Genomic DNA, 26,447 nt, shown 5'->3' with positions numbered 1-26,447 from the left:
GGGGTGGTCCTGTTGGTACTGAGGGGGTGGGGGGCGGGGGCCTGTGGGTCAGGAGTCCTTGAGCTCGCTGTCGAGCAGCCCGAAGATCTCGTCTGCGGTGGCGTCGGCGATGTCGTCGTCCGCGTGGTCGGTGTCGTGGTGGTCGGTGTCGTGGGTGCGTAGCAGTGCGCGCATACGGTTGAGGAGGGCTTCGCGGTGGGCGGGGTCGCCGAGCCGGGCGATGAGCCGTTCGACTTCGTCGAGCAGTTCCCGCCCGGCAGCGGCTCCGGTGTCCGCGGTGTCGGGGAGTTCCCGATGCAGGAAGTCGGCCAGCTCACCGGCCGTCGGGTAGTCGAACACCAGCGTCGCGGGCAGCGACAGGCCGGTGCGCCGGGAGAGCCGGTTGCGCAGGTCGACGGCGGTGAGCGAGGTCATGCCGAGCTCCAGCAGGCCGCGCCCGACGGGCACCTGTTCCGGGTCGTCGTAGCCGAGGATCATGGCGACCTGTGTGCGTACCTCGTCGGTGAGGGCATCGAGTCGTTCCTCGCCGGACAGGAGCGCGAGGGATGCGCGGAACTCATCGGTGTCGTCCGCTTGTTCCGCCGCGGCGGTGGTCGCGGGGGTGACCAGGAGGGAGAGGACGGCGGGCACGGTGCCGGTGGCGGCGAGGGTGCCGGTGTCCAGGGAGAGGGGCACGAGACGGGGGCGGTCGTCGGACAGCACCAGGTCAAGGACGGCCAGCGCGGCGGCCGGGCCGATCGGTGTGACGCCGGTGCGCGCGAAGCGGGCGAGGTCGGCGTCGGAGACCGTGTCCGTCATGCCGCCGTGCTGCTCCCAGAGGCCCCAGGCCAGGGAGGTGGCGCTGCGGCCCTGCGCGGAGAGGTGGTCGGCGAGGGCGTCGAGGACGCTGTTGGCGGCCGCGTAGTTGGCCTGGCCGGCGTTGCCGAGGGCGCCCGCCGCAGAGGAGAACAGCACGATCCGCGCGTCGGGGGCCTCGGCGCTCAGGGCGCACAGGGCCGCGGCGCCGTGCACCTTGGGGTCGAACACGGCCGCGATGTCCGAGGTGTCGAGGTCGGTCAGGAGTGCGTCGGCGGTCGTGCCCGCGACATGCACGATTGCGGACAGGACCGTCGGGTCGCCGATCGCGTGCCGGAGTGTGTCGACGGCGTCCGGGGCGGCGAGGTCGCAGGCGACCAGGCTGACGTCGCAGCCGGCGGCGCGCAGGTCGTCCACCAGGTCCTCGGCGCCGGGTGCTGCGGAGCCACGCCGGCTGGTGAGGACGATCCGCTCGGGCCGGTACCGCTCGGCGATGTGCCGGGCCACCAGGGAGCCGATGGAGCCGGTGCCGCCGCTGATCAGGACGGTGCCGTCGAGGGTCCGGCCATCGTGGGGCGGGGTGGGGAGGGGGGCCCTGGCGAGCCGGGGCACGAGCAACACGCCCCGGTGAACGGCGAGTTCGCGTTCGTCGCTGCCCGCGGCGACGGCGCGGGCCAGAGCGGTGTCGGAGTCCTCGGCGCCGTCGGTGCCGGCGACGGTGAAGCACCCGGGGTGTTCGGTCTCCGCGCTGCGCAGCAGTCCGTGCACCCCCGCGACGGCCGGATCGGCCGCGTCGGGCGTGACGATCCACAGCTGTCCGGGGCGGTCGGCGGTGAGCCACTCCTGCACGGCGCGCAGGGCCTCGGCGATGGCGTCCCGGGCGCGGCCGGTGTCGAGCGGCTCGCCCGGTGCGATCGGTGGGGCGAGGACGACGCGGTCGGCGTCGGCGGTGTCCGTGAGCGAGGGCCGGGCGTCGACGGTGTGTCCTGCGGCGTCCCAGGCGCGTACGAGACCGGGGGACACGGAGCCGACGGTGGCGATGCGCAGCGGCAGGGCGCCCGCGGGCTCGGGGGCCGGCTGCCAGGTGATCTCGTACAGCAGCGGCCTGACGCGCCAGGAGACGTCGGTGAACTGGGCGTGGTCCACGGGGCGCAGGGTGAGGCCGGCCACCGAGGCGACCGGGGCGCCGTCCTCTGTGGCGATCAGGACGCGGGCGGTTCCGTCGTCCGCGTACCGGATCAGGAAACGGTGCCGGGTGCCGGCCGGGCCGTGCTGCGCTGCTCCGGAGAAGTGGAACGGGACGCGGACCTGCGGTGCGTCGTCCGTCGTGGTCAGTCCGATGGCCTGGAGTACGGAGTCGAGAAGGGCCGGGTGGGTGCCGTATCCGTCGGTGTCGGTGGCGGGGTCCAGTGCGACGACGCCGAGGAGGTCGGTCCCGCGGGTCCACGCCTCGCGCAGGGCGCGGAAGGCAGGGCCGTAGTCCAGGCCGGCGTTGGCCATGCGGGTGTAGTGGCCGGCGACATCGGCGGGGGTCGCGTCGGTGAGGTCCCAGTCGCGCAGTTCGGCGAAGTCGGCGTGGGGTGTTGCGGTTTCGGCGCGGAGTACGGCGACGGCGTGCCGCTGTTCCTCGGTGTCCTGGCTGTGCCGGGAGGTGAGGGTGACGGTCCAGGTGGGTTCGTCCGTGCCAGGATCGGTGCCGGGTTCCGTGCCGGGTTCGGCCACGATCGTCAGGTCGAGGGCACCCCGCTCCGGCAGGACGAGGGGGCGCTCGACGCCGAGGGACTCGATGACGTGGTCTGCGGCGAGGACCGTGCCGGCGGCCCTGATGAGCTCCAGCACCGCGGTGGCCGGGACGATGGCCTGGCCGAGGATGACGTGGTCCGCGAGCCAGGGGTGGGTCCGGGTGGAGATCCGGCCGGTGAGGACCGTGGTGGCGGTGCCGGGCAGCCGCAGCGCGGCACCGAGCAGCGGGTGCGCGACGGGGGCGAGGCCCAGGTCCTGCGGTTCGGCACCGGGGTGGCCGGCGGGCAGCCAGTAGTGCTGTCCGGCGAACGGGTAGGTGGGGAGCCCGAACGCCGGGGCCGCGTCTCCGGGCAGTACGGCGTCCCAGTCGACGGGGACGCCTGTGGTGTGGGCGGTGCCCGCGAGCAGCAGGATGGACGCGTCCTCGGGCAGGTCGCGCCGCAGGGCGGCGGCGGTGAGCGGACCGGCGTCGTCCGGGGCGGCTGCCGGCCCGGCCTCGTCCAGGGCGGCCGAGGCGAGGCCGGTCAGCGGTGCGTCGGGGCCGAGTTCCAGCAGCACGTCGGTGCCCGCGGCGCGCGCCTGCATCAGCCCGTCGTGGAAGCGCACCGCCTCCCGCAGGTGGCGGGTCCAGTACCGGGGGGAGGTGAGGTCCTCGGCGGTGGCGACGGCGCCGGTGACGTTGGAGATCACCGGTGTCCGGGGCGGCCGGAAGGTGAGGCCGGCGGCGATGGCGGTGAACTCTTCCAGGATGGGGTCCATCAGCGGCGAGTGGAAGGCGTGGCTGACGTTGAGTTCGCGGGTCTTGATGCCCCGGTCCCGGGCCTGGGCGGCCACCTCGGCCACTGCGGAGCGCTCCCCCGAAATGGCCACCGCCCGCGGGCCGTTGACCGCGGCGATCGCGACGTCGTCCCGGTCGGCCAGCAGCGCGGCCACGTCCTCCTCGGCGGCGCGCAGCGCGTACATCGTTCCTTCGGTGGCCACCGACTCCATGAGGCGTCCGCGGGCGCACACGAGACGTGTGGCGTCGGGCAGATCCAGTACGCCCGCCGCGTGGGCGGCGGTGATCTCGCCGATCGAGTGGCCCAGCAGATGGGCCGGTGCGATGCCGAACGACCGGACCAGGTGGTACAGGGCGGTCTCCACGGCGAACAGGCAGGGCTGGGTGTAGTCCGTGCGGTCGATCAGCGTGGCGGCCGGGGTCCCGGGGTCGGCGAACAGCACGTCGAGCAGCGGGGTTTCGAGATACCGGTCGCACTCCGCGGCCACCTCGTCGAGGGCGGCCCGGAAGACCGGGAAGCGCTCGTACAACGTGCGGCCGGCACCGACGCGTTGGGCGCCCTGCCCGGAGAACAGCATGGTGACCCGAGGCTCTTGGCGGGCCGTGCCCAGGACGGTGGGGGGCCCCGCCTCTCCGGCGGCGAGGCGGGAGAGTGTGGCGGCGACGTCCTCCAGCGAGTCGCCGACGGCGACGGCACGGTGGTCGAACCGCGGGCGCCGGGCCAGTGTGTGGGCGACCTGCCGGGCGTCGGCCTGGGGGTGTTCGCGCGCCCAGGTGGCCAGCCGGCCGGCCTGCGCCCGTACGCCGGCCGCCGTACGGGCGGACAGGGGCCAGGCGACGGCGTCCGCGGCGGGCTCCTGGGATGCGGGCGCTCCGGCGTCGGCCGCGGCCTCTTCCGGCATCCGTTGCGGGGGTGCCTCTTCCAGGATCAGGTGGGCGTTGGTGCCGCTGATGCCGAACGCGGAGACGGCGGCCCGGCGCGGCGCGGGCCCCTCGCCGTCGGTGGCCGGCTCCCAGGGGCGCGGCCGGTCGAGCAGTTGGAGGGGGCCGGTCCAGTCGACGTGCCCGGTGGGCCGGTCGGCGTGCAGGGTGCGCGGGAGGGTGCGGTGCCGCATCGCCATGACCATCTTGATCACGCCGACGACTCCGGCGGCGGCCTGGCTGTGCCCGATGTTGGACTTGGCGGAGCCGAGCCACAGCGGGCGGTCGGCGGCGCGCCCGGAGCCGTAGCCCTCCAGGAGCGCCTGTGCCTCGATGGGGTCGCCGAGTTCGGTTCCGGTGCCGTGGGTCTCGACGGCGTCGACGGCCCCGGAGGGCAGGCCGGCGTCGCGCAGCGCGTCGCGGATCACCCGGACCTGCGAGGGGCCGTTGGGGGCGGTGAGGCCGTTGCTGGCGCCGTCCGAGTTGACGGAGCTGCCCCTGATCAGCGCGAGGATCTCCAGGCCGCGCCGGCGGGCGTCGGCGGCGCGGCACAGGAACAGCATGCCGACGCCCTCGGCCATGCCCATGCCGTCGGCGTCCGCCGAGAACGCCTTGCAGCGGCCGTCCTTGGCCAGGACGCGCTGCCGGGAGAAGCCGGAGAAGGCGTCCGGCAGCGCCATCACGGCGGCGCCGCCGGCCAGGGCGAAGTCGCTGGCGCCGCTGCGCAGCGACTGGCAGGCCAGGTGCAGGCTGACGAGAGAGGACGAGCAGGCGGTGTCGACGGTCAGCGCGGGGCCCTCAAGGCCGAGGGTGTACGCGATGCGGCCGGAGGCGACGCTGGTGACGCCGCCGAGCAGCAGCAGCCCTTCGAGGCCGGCCGGGGGCTGGTCGGTCTGGCGGTCGTAGCACTGGCTCATCGCCCCGACGAAGACGCCGGTGCGGCTGCCCTTGAGGCCGAAGGGGTCGACCCCGCCGGACTCGATCGCCTCCCACGCGGTCTCCAGGAGCAGCCGCTGCTGCGGGTCCATGGCCAGCGCCTCGCGCGGGCTGATCCCGAAGAACTCGGGGTCGAAGTGGCCCGCTTCCGTGAGGAATCCGCCCTCGCGGGCGTAGCTGCGGCCCTCGGCGTCGGGATCGGGGTCGAAGAAGTCGTTCAGGTCCCAGCCGCGGTCGGTGGGAAAGGCGCCGATGACGTCCCGGCCGTCGGCGAAGATCCGCCACAGCGCCTCCGGGGTGTGGGCGCCGCCGGGGTAACGGCAGCCGATGCCGACGACGGCGATCGGCTCGTGCGCGGCGTCGCGGACGGCGTCCAGCTCGGTCCTGGTGCGTTGCAGCTCGGCCGACACCCGCTTGAGGTACCCGAGGAGCTTGTCTTGTTCGACCATGTGCGGATCTCCTTGCGAGAGCGGTGCGCGCGGCGGGGCGGAGCGGGCGGGCGGAGCGGTCAGATGTCGAGTTCCTGTTCGATGAAGTCCACGACGTCCTGGGCGGAGGACTCCTCGGTGAGCACCGCGCCCGGCCCGGTCCCCGCGGGTGCCTCGATCTGGCGCAGCAGTTGCCGGAGCCGGCGCGCGATGCCGGTACCGGCGTCCGGTGCGCCCGCTGCGGTGCCGAGCTGCCGCTCGAGGGCGTCGAGCAGGGTCTGCGGATCGGTCGCCGGGGTGTCGTCGGGGCCGCTCAGGGTGGCATCGAGGACGGCGGCGACGGCCGCAGGGCTGGGGTGGTCGTAGACGAGGGAGGCGGGCAGCGTCAGTCCGGTGCGCCGAGCGAGCCGGTTGCGGAGTTCGACCGCGGTGATCGAGGTGATGCCGTGGTCCTTGAACGCGACGTCCGGGTCGATGACGCCGGCGTCGGTGTGGCCGAGGGCGGCGGCGGTGACGGCGCGCACCAGGTCCAGCAGCCGCTGCCGGCGCTCCGGGCCGGCCAGCCCGTCGAGCTCCCTGGTGAAGTCCCCCGTATCGGCACGGTCTTGTGCGGGGTCGTCGTCCTTGGCCAGGCGGGCGAACAGCGGGCGCTGCCCGGTTCCGGAGACCACGTCGAGGAAGCGGTCCCAGTCGATGTCGGCGATCACGGCGTGCGGGGTGTGCGCGGCGAGCGCGGCGCCCATGCGGTCGAGGGCGGAGTCGGCGCGCATGGTCTTCACTCCGCGGCGGCGCAGGGCAGTGGTGTCGACATGCGAGGACATGCCGCCGTTGCCGGCCACGTCGGAGGGCTGCCACACGCCCCAGGCCATCGAGGCGGCCGGCCAGCCCGCGGCGGCGAGCTGCTGGGCGTAGGCGTCGAGGAACGCGTTGGCTGCGGCGTACGAGCTGTGGTCCCCGCTGCCCCACACCCCGGCGATGGACGAGTAGAAGACCAGCGCGTGCACGTCCTCGGGGTCGAGGAGGGCGACGAGGTTTCGGGCACCGAGCACCTTGGCCCGCAGGATCTCCGCGAAGTCGTCCAGGTCCACGTCGAGCACCGAGACCAGCTCGCCGGTGCCCGCGCCGTGCAGGACGGTGCGGATGGGCGCGCCTTGGGCGCGGTAGCCGTCGAGCAGGTCCCGCACGGCGTCGCGGTCGGCGATGTCGCACGCCACGACGTCCACCGTGACGCCCTGGTCACCGAGTTCGGCGACCAGCTCGGGCATGCCCGGGGTGGCGGTGCCGCGTCGGCCGGTCAGCACGATGCGGTCAGCGCCCCGGCCGGCGAGCCATCGGGCGGTGTGGGTACCGAGTGCGCCGGTGCCGCCGGTGACCAGGACGGTCCCTTCCGGCCGCCAGTCGCCGCCCGCAGTCGGTGCCCACTGCTCGATCCGGCGTACCAGCACCCGGCCGCCGCGGATCGCCATCTGGTCCTCGTCGTCGGACGGCGCGATCGCGGACACCGCGGCGTCCAGATCGGCGTCGTCGATCCGGTCGGGTGCCGGCAGGTCGATCATGCCGCCCCAGAGCTCCGGGTGCTCCATGGCGACGACCTTGCCGAAGCCCCAGGTCTGCGCGGCGAAGGGGGCGGTGGCCGGGACGTCGGCGACGTGCTGGGCTCCCGTGGTGAGCAGCCACAGCGGCACGGTGCTGCCGATGTCGGCCAGGGCCTGGACGGCGCGGACGGTGGTGGCCAGGCCATGCTGCGCCTGCGGGGTCGAGGGGTCGGTGCGCCCGTCCCGGGACAACAGCGACACGATGATGTCGGCCTCGGCCGGCGGCCCTTGGCGGAGCAGGGCGCGCAACTGCTCGCGGGTGAGGTCTTCGGGCACGACGAGCTCGTCGACGGTCAGGCCGCGTCGGCGGACCGCGTCGGCCAGCCGGGCGGCGAGCGCCGTTCCGTCGGCCGGGACGAGGACCACCCAGCGTCCGGCGGCGGTCACGTCCTGCCTGCCGTCGGGGCGAGGCTCCCACGCGATGCGGTAGTTCTCGGCGCGGGGTGCCGCGTGCAGCCCCTCGCGGACGGACTCGTCGAGCCAGTGACGGGTGCGGGCGAAGGGGTAGGTGGGCAGGGCGACGCGCGGGTGCGGTCCGCCGGTCCACAGGGGGGTCCAGTCGACCGGCACCCCGTGGGTGTACGCCCCGGCCAGCGCCGTGGCGAACCGCTCGTAGCCGCCCTCGTCCCTGCGCAGGGTGCCGAGGGCGACGGCGGACCCACCCGCCACCTCGATGGTCTCGGTGATCGCGGGCGTCGCCACGGGGTGCGGGCTGACCTCGATGAACGCCCCGAACCCTGCGGTGATCAGGGTGGTCACGCCCTCCACGAAGCGGACGGGCTGGCGCAGGTTGCGGTACCAGTACTCGGCGTCGACGGTGCCTTCGCGGACCCAGTCCAGATCGACCGTGGAATACATGGGGACCGCGGGTCTGCGGGCGCTGACCGGCGCGAGCACCTCCAGGATCTCCCCCCGGAGGGCGTCGACGTGGGCGCAGTGGGAGGCGTAGTCGACGTCGATGCGCTTGGCCCGGACCCGCTTCTCGACGGCCCGGCGGACGATCTCGTCGAGTGCGTCCGCGTCGCCGGTCAGCACCGTGTTGGCCGGCCCGTTGACGGCGGCGACCTCCACCGCGGGCCCATGACCGGCGATCAGTCTGCGCGCCGCGGGCAGCGGCAGCGCCACCGAGGCCATACCGCCGCGGGCGGACAGACCCCGGATCGCCCGGCTGCGCAGGGCGACCACGCGGGCCGCGTCGGTACGGGTCAGGGCGCCGGCGACGTGGGCGGCGGCGATCTCGCCCTGGCTGTGCCCGATCACCGCGGCGGGCGTCACACCATGCGCGCGCCATACGGCGGCCAGCGCGACATAGGTCGCCCACAGCGCGGGCTGTACGACGTCGACGCGGGTCAGTGCCGAGGGGTCGTCGTCGGCCAGCAGCCGCAGCAGCGACCAGCCGGTGAACGGCTCCAGGGCCTCGGAGCACGCGGTGAACTCGGCGCGGAACGCGGCGCTCTGCTCCAGCATGCCGGCCGCCATGCCGGACCACTGGGCGCCCTGTCCGGGGAAGACGAAGACGGGCTGCCGGGTGTCGAGCGTGCGGTTGTGCCGTACGGAGTGCGAGGGCAGTCCGTCGGTGACGGCGGCGAGGCCCGCGAGGAGTTCGTCGCGGCCCCGGCCGATGACGACGGCGCGCTCCGGCAGTCCGGTCCGGGCCGTGGCGAGGGCCGCGCCGAGGGCCGTCGGGTCGACGGCGGTGTCGGAGGCGAGCCGGGTCACGTCGGCGGCCACGCGTCGCACCGCGTCCGTGCTCGCGGCGGACAGCACCAGCGCGGTCACCGGCTCGGCCGCGCCGGGCAGTTGGTCGGCGACGGGAGCCGAGGACTCGGCCGCCGGGGGCTCAAGAGGCTCGGGGGCCTCCTCGACGATCAGGTGGGCGTTGGTACCGCTGACGCCGAAGGAGGACACCGCCGCTCGGCGGACCCGTTCGCCGCGGGGCCAGGGGGTGTTGGCGGTTGCCAGGCGGATCCCGGAGTCCTTCCAGTCGATCTCCGGGGTGGGCTCGTCGGCGTGCAGGGTCCGGGGCAGCTCCTCGTGCCGCAGGGCGAGGATGAGCTTCATCAGGCCGGCAGCACCCGAGGCGGCCTGGGTGTGGCCGATATTGGACTTCACCGAGCCGATCAGCAGGCCGTTCCCCGCGGGCCGGGAGGACCCGTAAACGTCGATCAGGGCGCGGGCCTCGATCGGGTCGCCCAGGGGAGTGCCGGTACCGTGCGCCTCCACCACGTCGACGTCGGCGGCGCGAACCCCGGCGGCGGCGAGCGCCGCGGTGATGACGCGGGCCTGGGAGGGGCCGTTCGGTGCGGTCAGGCCGTTGCTCGCGCCGTCGGAGTTGACGGCACCGCCACGCAGCACCGCGAGCACCGGCCGCCCGTCTCGCTGCGCGTCGGAGAGCCGCTGGAGCGCCAGGACGGCGGCACCCTCGCCGAAACCGGCCCCGTCGGCGAGGGCCGAGAAGGCCTTGGAGCGTCCGTCGGGGGCGACGCCGCGGACCCGGCTGAACTCGACCAGCGTGGCGGGCGACGACATCACGGTGGCGCCGCCGGCCAGGGCGAGGTCGCATTCGCCGGTGCGCAGGGCGGCCATGGCCAGGTGCAGGCAGACCAGCGAGGAGGAGCACGCGGTGTCCACCGTCACGGCCGGCCCCTGAAGGCCGAGGACGTAGGAGACCCGTCCGGAGGCCACGCTGCAGGCCGCGCCCGTGACGGCGTATCCGGCGACCGCCTCGGTGGCACGGTCGGCGCGGGGCAGGTAGTCCTGGCCCATCACGCCCATGTAGACGCCCGTCGGCGAATCCCGCAGCGCGGTGGGGTCGATCCCGGCGCGTTCGGCGGCCTCCCAGCAGGTCTGCAGGATCAGCCGCTGCTGGGGGTCCATGGCCAGCGCCTCCCGCGGGCTGATGCCGAACGGCTCGGGGTCGAAGCAGGTCGCGTCGGTCAGGAATCCGCCCTGGTCGGTGAGCGACTTGCCCAGCGCGTCCGGGTCCGGGTCGTGCAGTCCGGCCAGATCCCAGTCGCGGTCCTCGGGCAGGCCGGAGACGAGGTCGGCGCCGCGGCGCAGCGCCGACCAGTAGTCCTCGGGGGTCGCTATGCCGCCGGGGAACCGGCAGGCCATGCCGACGACGGCGACGGGCTCGGAGCGGGCGCTCTCGAGTTCCCCGACACGTCGACGGGTGTGCTGCAGCTCGGTGGTGACCTTCTTCAAGTACTGCCTCAGACGCTCTTCATTACTCATCTGCTGCCTCCCGCGCACCAGGGACCGGTGATTCCTGGTCCGTAACCATTCCGAGTTCGTTGTCGATAAGGCCGAAGATCTCGTCGTCGGTGGCACCGTCGAGGCTGTCCACCGGCGCCGTCCCCGTTGTGCGGCCCGTACTGTCGCGCCACTGTCCGGCCAGCGTCCCCAGCGCCTCCTGGACGGCCCGGCCGCCGTCGGCGGAGTCCGCCGCATGCGGGGCGAGCCGGGCGAGCCGCTCGCCCAGGGCCCGCACCGCCTCCAGGGCCGGTGCCAGCGGATCGCTGCGGCCGCGCTGCCCGGCCCCGGCCATCCGCTCCGCCAGATGCGCGGCCAGCGCCTTGGGGTTGGGGTGGTCGAAGACCAGGCCGGCGGGCAGGGTCAGGCCGGTTCCGGCCGCCAGGCGGTTGCGCAGCTCGACGGCGTTGATGGAGGTCAGGCCCAGTTCCTTGAACGAGCCGGTCGACGGGATCGCCGAACTGTCGGCGTGCCCGAGGACCTCCGCGAGGTGGCCCAGCACGAACGAGGTGACGATGCGGCCCGCCTCGGCGGGATCGGCCTCGGCGAGCCGGGCCCTCAGCCGGGCGGCGTCGTCCTCGGCGGCGCGGGTCGTCGCCGACGACGCGGGGAGCAGGGTCTGTGCCATGGGCGGGAGTTGACCGGCGGCTGCCTGGGCACGCAGCGCCGCGAGGTCGAACTCCGTTGCCAGGACGAGGGGTTCGGACCCGTCGACAACCTGGTCGAAGGCGTCCAGCCCGGCGCCGTCGGTGAGCGAGACCAGGCCGCCGCGCCGCACCCGCAGCCGCTCGGCGTCATCCATGGCGCCCGTCATGCCACTCACCCGCTCCCACAGCCCGAACGCGGCGGACGCCGCGGGCAGTCCTTGTGCGGCCCGCTCGGCCACCAGGCGGTCCAGGGCGGTGTTGGCGGCCGCGTAGTTGGCCTGTCCGGAGCCGCCGAGGGTGCCGGCCGCGGAGGAGAAAACGACGAACGCGCGCAGCGGCAGGTGCGCGGTGAGGTCGTGCAGGTGGAACGCGGCCGGCACCTTCGGGGCGAATACCGTGCGCAGCCGGGCGGCGTCGAGGTCGCCGAGCAGCGCGTCGTCGAGGACCCCCGCGGCGTGCACGACGGCGGTGAGCGGGTGCGCGGCGTCGATCCCGTCGAGGGCGGCGGCCAGTTGGTCCCGGTCGGCGGCGTCGCAGGCCACGATCCGCACCCGGGCCCCCGCCGCGTGCAGCCGCTCGGCCAGGTCGCCGGCGTTCGCCGCGCGCTCGCCGGAGCGGCTGAGCAGCAGCAGGTGGCGGGTCCGGCCGGTGCTGACGAGGTGCTCGGCGACCAGTGAGCCGAGGCTGCCGGTGCCCCCGGTGATCAGGACTGTCCCGTCGGGGTCCCACTCGGCGGGCGTGGCCAGGGCAGTGAGCGGGCGGAGCCTGGGCATCAGCAACTCACCCGCACGCAGGGCCAGTTCGGGCTCGGCGCTACCGAGGGCGGCGGCGATCAGCCCGGGGTCGGCACCGGAGCCGGGCACGTCGATGTGCTGGAAGCGGCCTGGTTCCTCGGCGCGGGCGCTGCGCAGCAGGCCGGTGATCCCGGCATGGGCGAGTCGGGCGCCGGCCGGGTCGCCGGCGGCGAGCGCCTCGGTGGTCAGCAGGGTCAGCCGTCCGGGGTGGGGGCCCGAGAGCCAGCGCCGGACGATCTCCAGGCCGTTCTCGGTGGCGGCGAGCACGGCGGCGGCCGGGTCGGCGGCCTCCGGTGCGGCCAGCGGCACCAGCACCGGGGTGCCGTCCGCCACCAGGCCGGGGTCGGCGTCCAGTTGGTCCCAGTCGGCGACCAGGTCGGCCGTGACACCGTGCTCCTCAAGGGAGGCAGCCAGACGGGCGTCGCCGACGACGACCACGCGCTCGGCCGACGGCGTGGCGGGCGCCGCTTCCCAGGCGACCGCGTGGCAGCGGGTGCGGCCGCGCAGCGCGGCGGTCGGCACCGGGCGGGACCGTACGGCCCCGATGCCGCCGAGGACGGTGCCGTCGTCGGCGGCGAGCAGCACCTCCACCGCGGGTCCGTCCGGATCCGCGACCGGGCGCAGCACGGCCCAGAAGGCGGCGGGCAGCGAGGCCGGCAGGTCGGCGTCCTCCCAGCGGTGCGGGAGATGGGCGGTGGTGCCGTCCGCGCCGACCAGGTCGATCAGCCCGGACGCGCACGCACCGTGCAGGACGGCGTCCAGGGCCGGGGGGAGGTCTCCGACGGCGGTGTCGATGGACACCCGGGCGTAGACGACATCGTCCCCGTCGGCGGTCTCCCGCCGGAATCCGGTCAGCCGGGAGAACGCCGGGCCGTAGTCGAAGCCCGCGGCGCGCATCTGCTCGTACCAGGCGGCCGCGTCGTCCAGGGACTCGTCGGCGGACGGGACCGCGACGATGGCGGGCAGCCGGGCGGACGGGGCGGCGGCGAGGGTCGCGGTGGCGACGTGGATCTCCTCGGCGCCGTCGCGGAGTTCGGCGTCGGCGGGGGTGACGTGGACCGTGGCCTGTCCCCCGGGCACGTCCACGGCGACGCGCAGCAGCAGCGGACGGTCGATCACGACCGGGCGATGCAGCACGGTCTCGGCGGGGGCGCCGCATCCCGTGTGGCGGCCGGCGTGGCCGAGCGCGTCGAGGACGGCGACGCCGGGCAGCACGGCCGCGTCCATGATGCGGTGGTCGGCGAGCCAGGGCACGGTGGCGGTGTCGAGCCGGGCGTAGAAGTCGGTGCCGCTGCCGTCGGGGCGGCGTACCGCGGCCCGCAGCAGCGGATGGCCCGGGTCGGGCAGCGGCCCGGCGGCGCCCGCCGTGGGTGTGGCGTGCAGCCAGTAGGGCTTGCGGTCGAAGGGATAGGTCGGGGCGGTCACGGCGGCCGCGCCGGGGACGCCGGCCGCGCCGGGTTCGCCGGCGGGTGTCCAGTCGACGTCGGCGCCGTGCACGAACGCGGCGGCGAGGGCGCGGGCGAAGCGGTCCGGGCCGCCGTCGCCGCGCTGGAGCGTGCCGATCACATGGGCCGCCGCGCCGCTGTCGGCGATGTTGTCCTCGGTGGCCATGGTGAGCACGGGGTGCGGGCTGCACTCGACGAAGAGGGAGCCGCGTTCCCCGGCCACCTGCTGCACGCCCTGCGCGAACCGCACGGTGTGGCGCAGGTTCCGGTACCAGTACTCGGGGCCCAGTTCGGCGTCGCGGATCCAGCGCAGGTCGAGAGTGGAGTACATCGGGATCCGCGGCGTGAGCGGGGTGATCCCGGCCAGGTCCGCGCACAGCCGGTCGCGAATCCCCGCCACCGCCGGGCCGTGGGAGGCGTAGACGGCGGGGAGGGACTTCACCCACACGTCGTCGTCCTGCAGGCTCGCGGTGAAGGCGCGGACGTCCTGGTCGGGGCCGGAAACGATCACCGAGCGGGGCCCGTTGACGGCCGCCACGTTCACGGTGTCCGGCAGACGCTCGGCGACCTCCGTCTCGCCCAGGGCAACCAAGGACATGGCACCGGTCAGGCCGCGCACGGCGGCGCTTCGCCGGCACACCACCAGGGCGGCGTCGGGCAAGCTCAGCGCGCCGGCCACACAGGCGGCGGCGACCTCGCCCTGTGAGTGGCCGATGACCGCGTCGGGGTGCACGCCATGGGCCTGCCACAGGCGGGCGAGCGAGACCAGCATGGCGAACAGGGCCGGCTGGACGACTTCGGCCCGCTCGAAGACCTCAGCGGGCCCGGGGGTGGTCAGCACCTCGCGCAGGTCCCAGTCAAGGTGCGGCTGCAGGGCCTCCTCGCACTCGGCGAAGGCGGCGGCGAAGGCGGGGCTGCTGCGCAGCAGTTCGCCGGCCATGCCGCGCCACTGGGAGCCCTGGCCGGGAAAGACGAAGACCGTCCTGGGCGTCTCGTCGACGACGCCGGTGAGGACGTTGTCGGCGCGGCGGCCCGTGGCCAGCGCGGTGCAGGCGTCGGTCAGGTCGGCGGCGGGGCCGAGGAGCACGGCGCGGTGGGCGAAGCGGCTGCGCGCGCGGTAGACGGCGGCGAGCGCCGCCGGGTCGGCGCCGGGAGCGGCGAGCGCGGCACCGACGTGTTCCGCGTACCTGCCCAACTGCTCGGCGCTCCGGGCCGACAGGGGCAGGACGAGCGAGGTATCGGCGGTCTGCTCCGCTACCAAGGGCGCTGTCCCGGGCCGGGCTTCTGCCAGCCCTACGGGGGGCTCGTCACGTTGTTCCAGGACCACGTGGGCGTTGGTGCCGCCGATGCCGAAGGCCGATACCGCGGCGCGCCGCACGCCGTCCTGGGCCGGCCAGGAACGGGCGGAGTGGACCAGACGCACCGTCTCGGCGCTCCAGTCGATCCGGGTGCTGGGCCGGTCCGCGTGCAGGGTGGGCGGCAGCACGCCCGCACGCATGGACTCGACCGTCTTGATCAGCCCGGCGACGCCCGCCGCTGCCTGGGTGTGGCCGATGTTCGACTTCAACGACGCGATCCACAGCGGTCGGCCGCTGTCCCGTTCGGCGCCGTAGGTGGCCAGGAGCGCCTGGGCCTCGATGGGGTCGCCGAGCGGTGTGCCGGTGCCGTGGGTCTCGACGGCGTCGATGTCCGCGCTGTCCAGGCCCGCGTCGGCCAGGGCGGCGCGGATCAGCCGCTGTTGGGCGCGGCCGTTGGGCGCGGTGACCGTGGAGCTGGCTCCGTCGGAGTTGACGGCGCTGCCGGCGATCACCGCGAGGACCGGGTGCCCGTGCGCGCGGGCGTCGCCGAGGCGTTCCAGGAGCACCACACCGGCTCCCTCGCCCCACGCGGTGCCGTCGGCGTCCTCGGCGAAGGCGCGGCAGCGGCCGGAGGGGGACAGGCCGCGCTGCCGGGCGAGCTCGGTGAACGAGGTGGGCGTGGACATCACCGTGACCCCGCCGGCCACCGCAAGGCCGCACTCGCCGCGCCGCAGCGCCTGCACGGCCAGGTGAGCGGTCACCAGCGACGACGAGCAGGCGGTGTCCACCGAGGCCACCGGGCCGTGCCAGCCGAAGGTGTGCGCCACCCGCCCGGAGGCGATGCTCGCCGCGCTCCCGTTGCCGACGAACCCTTCGTATCCGGTGGGCACTGGGTTCAGTCGTGAGGCGTAGTCGTTGTACATGACCCCGGTGAACACGCCCGTGTCGCTGCCGCGCAGCGCGCCGGGTTCGAGCCCGGCGCGTTCCAGCGCCTCCCAGGTGATCTCCAGCAGCAGCCGCTGCTGGGGGTCCATGGCCAGCGCCTCGCGCGGGCTGATGCCGAAGAACTCGGCGTCGAAGTGGTGGGCTTCGTACAGGAAGCCGCCCTGGGTCGTGTACGTGGTGCCGGGGTGGTCGGGGTCCGGGTCGTGGAGCCGGTCCAGTGGCCAGCCGCGGTCCTGCGGGAACCCGCCCATCGCGTCGACGCCGCCCTCTGCCAGCCGGAACAGCTCGGCGGGCGTGCGCACTCCGCCCGGGTATCGGCAGGCCATGCCGATGACGGCGATCGGCTCGTGCTGCCGCTCGCGCTCCCGGGCCAGTTCCTCGCGGGTCTGCTGGAGTTCCTCGGCCGCCTTGCGCAGGTAGCCGCGGAGTGTTTCTTCGGTAGTGCTCATGACCGGGTCGGCCCTCCGTCGACGATGGCGAACAGTTCTTCGTCAGTGGCCTCGGTGAGGCCGGGGGTGCGGTCGCTCCCGGCGTCCTGGCCGGGCTGCTCCGGTAGGTCGAGTTCGGCCATCACATAGGTGGCGAGCTCGGCCGGCGTCGGGCAGTCGAAGACCACCGTGTCGGGCAGCGCCACGGCGCAGCTCTGCGCGAGCTGATTGCGCAGCCTGACCGCGGCCAGGGAGTCGAAGCCGAGGTCGAGGAATCCGCGGTCGGCGGGGACGGCGGAGACGCTGGTGTGCCCGAGCACCTTCGCCGCGGTGCGCCGGACCAGGTCGAGCACCACACCCGGCCGCTCGGCGGGCAGATAGGCCGCCAGGTCGAGTTGCGGCGAACTGCCCGGATCATCGGCCGCGGTCCGCAGCAGCGCCGCGAGGGGGGCGGGTGCCGTGCGCGGATCGCCGGCGGCCGACGGGTTGAGCGCGGCGACGACCACGGTGGGGGCCGGTGCGTCGGCGAGGACGGTGTCGAGGGCGGCCAGTGCGTGGTGCGGTTCCATGGGGAGGATGCCGTCCTCGGCCAGGCTCGCCACCTCCCGTTGCGACAGCGCGCCGGCCATGCCGTCGGAGCCGCCCCACAGTCCCCATGCGATGCCGGTGGCCGGCAGCCCTCGCTCGGCGCGGTGCCGGGCCAGGGCGTCCAGGAAGGCGTTGGCGGCGCTGTAGTTGGCCTGCCCTGCCGAGCCGAAGGGGCCGGCGAGGGAGGAGAACAGCACGAAGGCGCGCAGGTCGGGGCCGGCGGCGCGGTGCAGATGCCACGCCGCGTCGGCCTTGGCGGCGAGGACCCGATGCAGCTGGTCGTCGGTCATCGTGTCGAGCGTCGCGTCGGCCAGCACGCCCGCCGTGTGCAGCACTCCCCGCACCGGGTGCGCCGCGAACACGTCCCGCACCGCCTGCTGTTCGGCCAGGTCGCAGGCGACCACCTCGACGGTCGCGCCGCCCGTACGCAGTTCCTCGGCCAATGCGCTCAGGACCGGGTCGCTCTCGCCCCGTCGGGACAACAGCAGCAGGTTGCGGGCGCCCCATTCGGCCACCGCCCGCCGGGCCACCTGCCGTCCGATGCCGCCGCCGGCGCCGGTGATCAGCAGCAGCTCCTGCGGGTCGGGCCACACCGGTCCGACAGCGGTGGGCGGGGCGGACCTGTGCAGGACGGGGCGGTACCAGCGGCCACGGCGGAGCAGCCATTCGCGCCCGCCCCGCACGGTGAGGGCGGCCGGCAGCTGCGCGAGAGTGGCCGCGTCGTCGTCGACCGCGAGCAGCACGATCCGGCCGGGGTGCTCGGCCTGAGCGGCCCTGGCCAGACCGGCCACGGCCGAACCGGCGAGCGCGCCGTCGGCCTCCGGGTCGGGCACCAGCACCACGATCGGCCGCGGTGCCCGCAGCGCCTCGCGCAGGGCGGCCGACGCGGTGCCGACCGCCTCGTGCGTGGCGCGTACCGGGTCGTCGCCGCGGGCGGCGGCCCGGACGTCGACGAGGGTGATCTCCTCGCCGTTGCCACCGGCGAGGCCGGAAAGGGGGGAATCGAATCCGACGGCGTGCACTGCGGCGGAACCGGCCGGCGGGGGCGTGTCGACTCCTGCGGTGCGGATCTCCCACCGGGCCGCCCCGTGGGAGGCGGCGAGCTGGTCGGGACGCAGAGCACGCAGGGTGACCCGGCCCACGGTGGCGAGGAGTTCGCCCGTCTCCGTGGTGATCACGGCGGAGACGGCGGGGACTTCGCCGGGACGGGCATCGGTGTCGAGCCGGGCGCGCAGGATGCTGCCGGGGGCCGGGGTCGCCCCGGTGAGGTGGACGTTCTCCCAGGTGAACGGCGCCCACAGCGTGTCGTCATCGGCCGGCAGGCCGGGCAGCAGGCCGAGGATGAGCGGGTGCAGTGCGGCGTCCAGGAGCGCGGGCGCCAGAACCGGCCAGCTCACCGTGCCGTCGGGAACCACGAGTTCGGCCTCGGTCAGGCCCTCGGCCGTGCGGACCGTCCGCAGTGCGCGGAACGCGGGACCGTAGTGGTAGCCGCGCCCGGCGAGGCGTGCATAGCCGTCCCCGATCGCCTCCGCGGGCACGGCGGCCGCGGCCGCGCCGAGGGCGGGAGCCGCCGCTTCCCGCGCGCCGCTCATGGTGTCCGGGAGGACGGTGCCCTCGGCACTCGGAGACCACGGCCCGCCTGCGCGGTCCCGGACGCTCACCGTGAACTTCCGCCGTCCCGCGTCCTGCCCCTGCCCGCCGACCACGGCGACCTGCACGTCGAGCCGGTCGACGCAGACGGCGGGCGTGTGGAGGGTGAGTTCCGCCACGACGGGGCAGCCCGCCTCCTGGCCGACTGCCGCCACCAGGGCAGCCACATACGTACCCGGAAGCACGCAACTGCCGTGAATCAGGTGATCGTTCAGCCACGGCTGCCGCTGCGCGTCCACCGTGACCTGGCCGACCACCGTGTCGGTGGCGGCCACTTCGACGATCTGGTCGAGGAGCGGCCCCGCCGAGGGAGTGTCCGGTTCGGCGCTCGCCCAGTAGTGCCGCCCCGTGAACCCGTACGTCGGCAGGTCGATCCGGTTTCCGGTACCGGTCAACGCGGTCCAGTCGACGGTCCGCCCGGCCACGTGCAAGGTAGCCAACGCGTCCGTGAGGGACGTGAGTTCGGGGTGCTTGGCCGACAGTGCGGCGACCGCGGTGACGGACTCGCCCCGCTCCTCCACCATGCCGGTCAGCGCACCGTCGGGGCCCAGCTCCAGCAGGTGACGGTGGCCGGAGGCGGCCAGCGTGTCGATCGCGTCGCCGAAGCGGACGGTGCCGCGCACGTGCCGCACCCAGTACTCCGGGTCGGTGAGGCCGGCGGCGTCGGCGAAGGCCCCGGAGGCGTTCGAAACCAGCGGGATCCCCGGCTGGTGGTAGGTGATCGACCGCGCGGTCTTCCGGAACTCGTCCAGTACGGCGTCCATGTGGGCCGAGTGGAAGGCGTGCGACACCTTGAGCCGCTTGGCCCGTACGCCCTCGTCGGCGAGGGTCCGCAGCAGGTCCTCCACGGCGTCCAGGTCTCCGGAGACCACGACCGAGGCCGGGCCGTTGACCGCCGCGATCGACAGACGGCCGTCGTAGTCGCGTATCCGCTCGGCGACCTCCGCCTCGGACTCCCGCACACTCGCCATGCCTCCCCGGGCGGCGGCGCCGTCCATGGCCGCGGCACGGGCCGCGATGAGGCGGGCGGCGTCGGTGAGGTCGAAGACGCCCGCGACATGGGCCGCGGTCAGCTCGCCCAGGGAGTGCCCGGCGACCGCGTCCGGGACCAGGCCGGCGGCCGAGGCGAGGACGAACAGGGCGCGCTCCAGGGCGAACAGGGCGGGCTGGGCGAAGAGCGTGCGGTGCAGCCGGGGATCGTCCGGTTGCCTGATCACGTCCAACAGGGGCGTGTCGAGCAGTCCGTCGAACGCCTCGCACGACTCGCGCAGCGCCCGGGCGAAGACCGGAGAGGCGGCCATGAGGTCGGCGCCCATCCGCGCGCGCTGGGATCCCTGGCCGGTGAACAGGAAGGCGAGCCGGCCCTCGGCCGCGGTGCCGGTGAACACGCCCGGTACGTCCTGCCCGGCCGCGACAGCGGCAAGACCGGAGCGCAGTTCGGGCAGACCGTGCCCGGTCACCACGGCCCGCAGGCGGTGCTGGGCCCGGTGCCGGGTCAACGTCCAGGTGATGTCGCCGAGCGGGGTGTCCGGGTGGTCCTCCAGGAAGCGGATCAGCCGTGCCGCCTGTTCCCGCAGGCTGCTGTCGCTGCGCGCGGAGAGCGGCAGCACGGTGGTCGGTTCCTCCGCCCCGGTCGCATCGGCAGGCCGGTCGGTCTCCCGGTCCTCGATGCCCGGCGTGCCCTGGGCCTGCGGCGTGCCGGCCGACTCGGGGACCTGCTCCGGGGCCTGCTCCAGGATGACGTGGGCGTTGGTGCCGCTGGCCCCGAACGAGGACACGGCCGCCCTGCGTCGCCGTTCGTCCTGGGGCCACGGCTGGTGCTCGGTGAGCAGGCGCACGGTGTTCCCGTCCCAGGCGACGTGGGGGGACGGTGCGTCGATGTGCAGGCTCTTCGGCGCGATGCCCGCCCGCATCGCCATCACCATCTTGATGACACCGCCGAGTCCGGCAGCGGCCTGTGTGTGGCCGATGTTGGACTTCAACGAGCCGAGCAGCAGCGGCCGTTGCCGCTGTGCGCCGTACGCCTCGATGATGGCGCCGGCCTCGATCGGATCGCCCAGCCGGGTGCCGGTCCCGTGGCCCTCCAGCACATCGACCTCGTCGGGGCCGAGCCCGGCGGCCGTCAGGGCACGTTCGATGACGCGGCGCTGCGCGGAACCGTTGGGCGCGGTCAGCCCGTTGCTCTGGCCGTCCTGGTTCACGGCCGTGCCACGGACCAGCGCGAGGACGGGGTTGCCGTCGGCCAGCGCGTCGGAGAGCCGCTGTACGAGCACCACGCCGGCGCCCTCGGACCACCCGGTGCCGTCGGCGGCCGCGCTGTAGGCCTTGCACCGGCCGTCGGCGGCCAGGCCGCGCTGTCGGGAGAACTCGGTGAACGTCTGCGGGCTGGACATCACGGTGGCGGCCCCGACGACGGCGATACGGCACTCCCCCGCCCGCAGCGCCCCGGCGGCCGTGTGCAGGGCGACGAGCGATGAGGAGCACGCCGTGTCGACGGTGACCGCCGGTCCCGAGAAGCCGAAGGTGTACGCGAGACGCCCGGAGGCCACGCTCGGGGTGTTGCCGCTGAGCAGGTAGCCGTCCAGCCCGTGCCGGGAGCCGGAGAGGTTGCCCCCGTAGTCCTGCGCCATCAGTCCGACGTAGACCCCGCAGTCGGTGCCGCGCAGTTGCTGCGGGTCGATGCCCGCGTGCTCGAACGACTCCCAGGCGAGCTCCAGGAGCAGGCGCTGCTGGGGGTCCATGGCGAGGGCCTCGGTGGGGGCGATGCCGAAGAATTCGGCATCGAACCGGGCGGCGTCGTAGAGGAATCCACCGTGCCGGGTGGTGCTCGTGCCCGGCCGGTCCGGGTCATCGCTGAAGAGCGTCGTCAGGCACCAGCCCCGGTCGCGGGGGAACTCGCCGATGGCGTCGGTGCCGTCGAGCACCAGTTGCCACAGGGCTTCCGGGCTCCCCACGCCGCCGGGGTAGCGGCAGGCCATGCCGACGATCGCGAGGGGTTCGTCGGACCGGGCGTACCGGGCCTCGGCCGGCGTGGGTGCACTCGGTCTGGTCCGTGCCCGGTCGTCGTCGGCGTCCTCCGCCAGCCGTTGCCGCAGGGCTTCGGCCATCGACCGTGGCGTGGGGTGGTCGAAGACGACGGTCGGCGGCAGCCGGAATCCCAGTTCGGTGCCCATCGCATTGCGGAACTCCACAGCGGTGAGCGAGTCGAAGCCCAGTTCCTTGAACGAGGCGTCCGGTTCGATGACCTCGTCGGGCGCGCTGCGCAGCACCCGGGCGGCCAGCGCGGTGACCCTCTCGGTCAGTGCGGTCAGCTGTTGACGCGGCTCCAGAGCCAGCAGTTCGGCGCGCAGGTTCTGCCGCCCGGCCTCGACGCGGCGTTGCGGCCGCTCCGCCAGCGGGTGGCCACTGCGGGAGAGAACCTTCAGGTCGAGGTCGGCGGCGACCACGGTGGCGGCGGCGCCGAGGACGAGCGCGCGGTCGAACAGGCCCAGCGCGGCCTCGTTCCGCATCGGCCGCAGCCCGAGTTCCGTGAGCCTGCGCCGGCCCGCCTCGTCCAGCTGCGCGGTCAACGTGCTGGTCTCGCCCCAGAGTCCGAGCGCGACACTGACGGCGGGCAGCCCCGCAGCGTGGCGGTTGTGCGCGAGGGCGTCCACGTAGGAGTTGGCTGCCGCGTATCCCGCCTGACCGGAGGTGCCGAGCAGACCGGCGACCGAGGACAGCAGCACGAACGAGGTGAGCGGCAGGTGCTCGGTCAGCTCGTGCAGGTGCTGGGCGGCGACCGCCTTGGGGGCCAGCACCGTGTCGATCCGGGCGGCGTCGAGGTTCTGCACGGTGGTGTCGTCGAGGACGCCCGCGGCGTGCACCACGGTGGTGAGGGGATGTTCCTCGTCCACCGAGTCGATGAGCTCGGCGAGGCGCGCACGGTCGGCGACGTCCGCGCGCTCGATGCGCACCTCGGCGCCCAGAGCGGCGAGCTCGGCGGCCAGCCCGGCAGCCCCCTCGGCGTCCGGCCCGCTGCGGCTGACCAGCAACAGGTGCCGTACGCCGTGCTCGGCGACCAGGTGCCGTGCAATGTGCCCGCCGACGGTACCGGTGCCGCCGGTGATCAGGGCCGTACCCGCGTCCCGGGAAGGTGCGATTGCCGGTGTGGCCGCGAGCTCTGTGACCACCGGGCGCAACCAGCGGCCCGCACGGTGCGCGAGCTGGCCGAAGCCGGCGCGGGCGAGAGCGAGCGCCTGCTCGGGCGGAGGTACGGTGCCGTCCTCGCTGTCGGCCAGGATCAGCTGGTCCGGCAGCTCGGACTGCGCGGACCGGACCAGACCCCACACGGCCGAGCCTGCGGGGTCGATGGCCCGGGCCGAGGTGTCGTCGTGGTGGGTCCCGGCGGCGACGGCACGGTGCGTGACGATCAACAGCCGTTCGCCGTCGGCTTCCTGGACCGCGGCGAGTGCCTCGGCGAGCAGCGCGCGGGTCCGCTCCACCGGGTCGCTCGTGGTGTCGCCGCCGGTCAGGTCCAGTATGCGCGGGAGACTCTCGCCGGCGGCCTCGCCCGCGGGCGGCGTCACCGGGAGCCACCGCACGGCGTGCAGCGGCAGCGGCCGGTCGGCGGCCGCCCGCAGCTCCGCCGCCTCGGTCTCGCGGACCCGCACCTCACCGATCCGGGCGACGAGACGGCCCCGGGTGTCGCTGACGAGCACTGTGTAGGTATCGGGGCCCACGGCGCGCACCCGGGTCCGCAGCGCTCCTTCGGCTCCGGGGGCGAGGAGTTCCACATCGGTGAAGGTGAAGGGCAGACGGAGTCCGGACGCGTCGCCGGGCCCGGACTCGTCGCCGAACAGCCCGAAGGCGATCGGCTGCAGCGCGGCGTCCAGCATGCCCACCGTGGGGCCCTGGCCGGCTCCGAACTCCGCGTGCAGCTCGGCCGGGAGCGCCAGTTCGGCCAGAATCTGGTCCTCGGCCCGCCACAGGGCACGCACTGCGCTGAACGCCGGTCCGTACTCGTAGCCGCGTTCCCTCGCCCGCCGGTAGGCCACATCGACGTCAAGCGGCTGCGCGCCCTCGGTGTCCCAGGTGTCGTACCCGGCGCTGTCGGTGCTCGGAGTCAGGACTCCGCTGGCGTGTCGCAGGAATGGCGGGCCCGCGGAATCGGCGGCGCGCACCGAGTGGATCTCGAAGTTCCAGTGGCCCTCCGCGTCGGCCGGACGCACCAGAACCTGCACCGTGGCGGGGCCGCTCAGGGCGAGCGGAGCGTGCAGGACCAGCTCGGAGACGGACGGGGCGCCGAGCTGCGCACCGGCGTGCCAGGCGAAGTCCAAGAACGCCACTGCGGGCAGCACGGGCGTGCCACCGATGCTGTGGTCGGCCACCCATGGCAGACGCTGATCGTCAACCGTACCCGTGAACAGCGTGGCCGGAGTCTCCGCGTCGGCAGACGCGATCAGGGTCCCGTCGTCAAGTACGGGGTGGGTGTGGGTGGTTGTGGCGGTCGTGGGGGTGAGCCAGTAGGTGGTGTGGGTGAAGGGGTGTGGGGGCAGCTCGACGTGGCGGCCGTGCCGGGGTGCGGGCAGAGGTGCGACATGACCATGGGCCCAGGCGGTGGCCCGGTGCAGGAGCAGGGTGTGTTCCTGGTCGGCGTCCCGGATCAGACTGGGCAGGATCAGCGCGTCCTCACCCCGGCCGGCGGTCTCGACAATCTGTTCCAGGTTGGTGGTCAGGGCCGGGTGCGGGCTGATCTCGATGAACGTGTCGCAGGTCGCGGCCAGTTCGGCGATCGTGTCGGCGAACCGGACCGGGCTGCGCAGGTTCTCCAGCCAGTACTCCGCAGTGAGCTGCGTAGTGTCCAGGAGGTCACCGGTGACCGTGGAGTGGAAGGACACATCGGCCGCACGAGGCGCGGTCTTCGGCTCCCAGGCCAGCAACTCGTCGGCGATCGCGTCGATCGAGGGGTGGTGGGAGGCATAGGCCACCTTGATCCGCCGCGCCCAGACACCCTCCGCCTCGGCCCGGGCCAACAGCACCTCCAACTCCCCATCCGGCCCCGAAACCACCGTGCTGAAGGGCGAGTTGAACGCCGCAACCACCAGCCCCCCAGTCAACCAGGGCGCCAGGCGCTCAGCGTCCGCGTTCACCGTGACCATGCCCGACCCGGCCGGCAGCCGCCCGATCGCCCGGGCCCGCGCCACCGACAACGCCAGCACATCCTCCAGCCCCAACGCCCCGGCCACATACGCCGCCGCAATCTCCCCCTGGGAGTGGCCGACCACCGCATCGGGCACCACACCCTGCGCCCGCCACCACGCCGCCAACGACACATTCACCGCGCACAACGCCGGCTGCACCACCTCCGTACGCGCCAACGCCCCCGCATCCCCCAACACCTCAAACAGATCCCAACCAGCCAGACCCCGCAAAATCTCCCGGCACCGCCCCATCTGCTCCGCGAAGATCCCGGGCGTCTTCAGCAACTCCGTTGCCATGCCCGCCCACTGACCGCCCTGCCCGGGAAAGACGAACACCGTACCCGACCGACGAGTGGCCCGCGCCCGCACCACTCCCTCCTGCGCACGCCCCTGCGCCAGCGCCTCCACCCCAGACACCAACTCACCCCAACCACGGCCCACCACCACCGCCCGGTGCTCGAACACCGACCGCTCCACCCCCAGCGAGTGCGCCACATCCCCCACCGACACACCCGAACCGGCCAACTCCCCCAACCGACCGGCCAAACGCCCCGCATACTCCCCCAACGCCTCACCACCACGCGCCGAAACCACCCACGCCACAGACCCGGGCTCCCCCACCCCGGACTCCTCCACCCCGGCCCCGGGCGAGGTAACGGCAGGAGGCTCTTCGAGGACAAGATGGGCATTGGTCCCGCTGATACCGAACGAGGACACCGCGGCACGACGTATCCGCTCCGCATCACCCCGCCACTGCCTGCCCTCAGTCAGCAACCGCAGGCACGAGCCCTCCCACTCAATATGCGAACTGGGAGACTGCGCGTGCAAAGTCCGCGGCAGATACCCGTGCCGGAACGCCCCCAACACCTTGATGATCCCCGCCATCCCCGCCGCCGCCTGCGCATGACCGACATTCGACTTCACCGACCCCAACCACAACGGCCGCTCACGCCCCGCGCCATACACCCCCTGCAACGCCTGCGCCTCAATCGGATCCCCCAACCGCGTCCCCGTCCCATGCGCCTCCACCACATCCACATCACCCGCAACCAACCCCGCATCCGCCAACGCAGCCCGCACCACCCGCTGCTGCGCCGGACCATTCGGCGCCGTCAACCCATTACTCGCCCCATCCGAATTCACCGCACTCCCCCGCACCACACCCAACACCGGATGCCCCGCCGCCAACGCATCCTCCAACCGCTCCAACACCAACACCCCAGCACCCTCAGCCAAACCGAACCCCGCCGCATCCGCCGAAAACGCCCGGCACCGCCCATCCGGCGACAACGCCCCCTGCCGCGAAAACTCCACAAACAACCCCGGCGAACCCATCACCGTCGCCGCCCCCGCCAACGCCAACGACGACTCCCCCCGCCGCAACGACGCCACCGCCAAATGCACCGCCACCAACGACGACGAGCACGCCGTATCCACCGTCACCGACGGCCCACCCAAACCCAACACATACGACAACCGCCCCGACGCCACACTCGGCGTCGACCCCGTCAGCAAGTAGCCGGACACGCCGGCCGGTCCGTCCGAGAGGGCGGGACCGTACTCGCCGGCGATTTCGCCGACGAACACGCCCACGTCGCGTCCCGCCAGGCTCTCGGGGACGATTCCGGCGTTCTCCAGGGCCTCCCACGAGCACTCCAGCAAGAGCCGCTGCTGCGGATCCATCCCCAACGCCTCACGCCGCGAAATCCCGAAGAACCCCGCATCAAACCCACCAGCATCCGCCACAAACGACCCAGCGGACACCACACCCCCACCGAACACCCCCGCATCCCACCCACGATCCAACGGCACCCCCGACACCGCCTCACGCCCCGAAACCACCACATCCCACAAGTCCTCAAGACCCGCCACACCCCCCGCGAACCGGCACCCCACACCCACCACCGCAACCTCACCCGCGACGAGGTCGCGGTTCTCCTGGCGCAGGCGGGCGTTGTCCCGCAGCGCGGCGCGCAGCGCTTCGACCAACTTGGTGGATTCGTGGGTGGGTTCCTGCGTGGTCAC

At 74.0% G+C, this 26,447-nt stretch carries 4 protein-coding genes; all 4 read right to left on the bottom strand.

What is annotated here, in order from left to right:
- Positions 1–48 precede the first annotated feature (48 nt).
- The 4 genes from RZ84_RS33790 to RZ84_RS33775 are packed head-to-tail and all read right to left on the bottom strand — an operon-like array spanning position 49 to position 26,447.
- Positions 49–5,622 (bottom strand): type I polyketide synthase, encoded by a 5,574-nt coding sequence (locus RZ84_RS33790; protein ID WP_052230363.1) that lies wholly within the window; start codon positions 5,620–5,622, stop codon positions 49–51.
- A 59-nt stretch (positions 5,623–5,681) separates the two neighbouring features.
- Positions 5,682–10,430, bottom strand: a complete 4,749-nt coding sequence (locus RZ84_RS39395; RefSeq protein ID WP_043268390.1) for a type I polyketide synthase — start codon at positions 10,428–10,430, stop codon at positions 5,682–5,684.
- Complete coding sequence (locus tag RZ84_RS33780; protein WP_052230361.1) at positions 10,423–16,026, bottom strand: type I polyketide synthase; 5,604 nt, start codon at positions 16,024–16,026, stop codon at positions 10,423–10,425. The genes RZ84_RS39395 and RZ84_RS33780 overlap by 8 nt, the downstream gene beginning before the upstream one ends.
- Positions 16,023–26,447 carry a type I polyketide synthase gene (locus RZ84_RS33775; protein ID WP_198540099.1) on the bottom strand — a complete coding sequence of 3,475 codons (10,425 nt, stop codon included), beginning with the start codon at positions 26,445–26,447 and terminating at the stop codon, positions 16,023–16,025. Before RZ84_RS33775 ends, RZ84_RS33780 begins: the two co-directional genes overlap by 4 nt.

It is taken from the genome of Streptomyces sp. CT34, from assembly GCF_000805335.1.
In the GTDB taxonomy this organism is placed as follows: Bacteria; Actinomycetota; Actinomycetes; order Streptomycetales; family Streptomycetaceae; genus Streptomyces.
The sequence above is the reverse complement of the archived record's forward strand: the minus strand, read 5'-3'. Positions and strand labels throughout refer to the sequence as shown.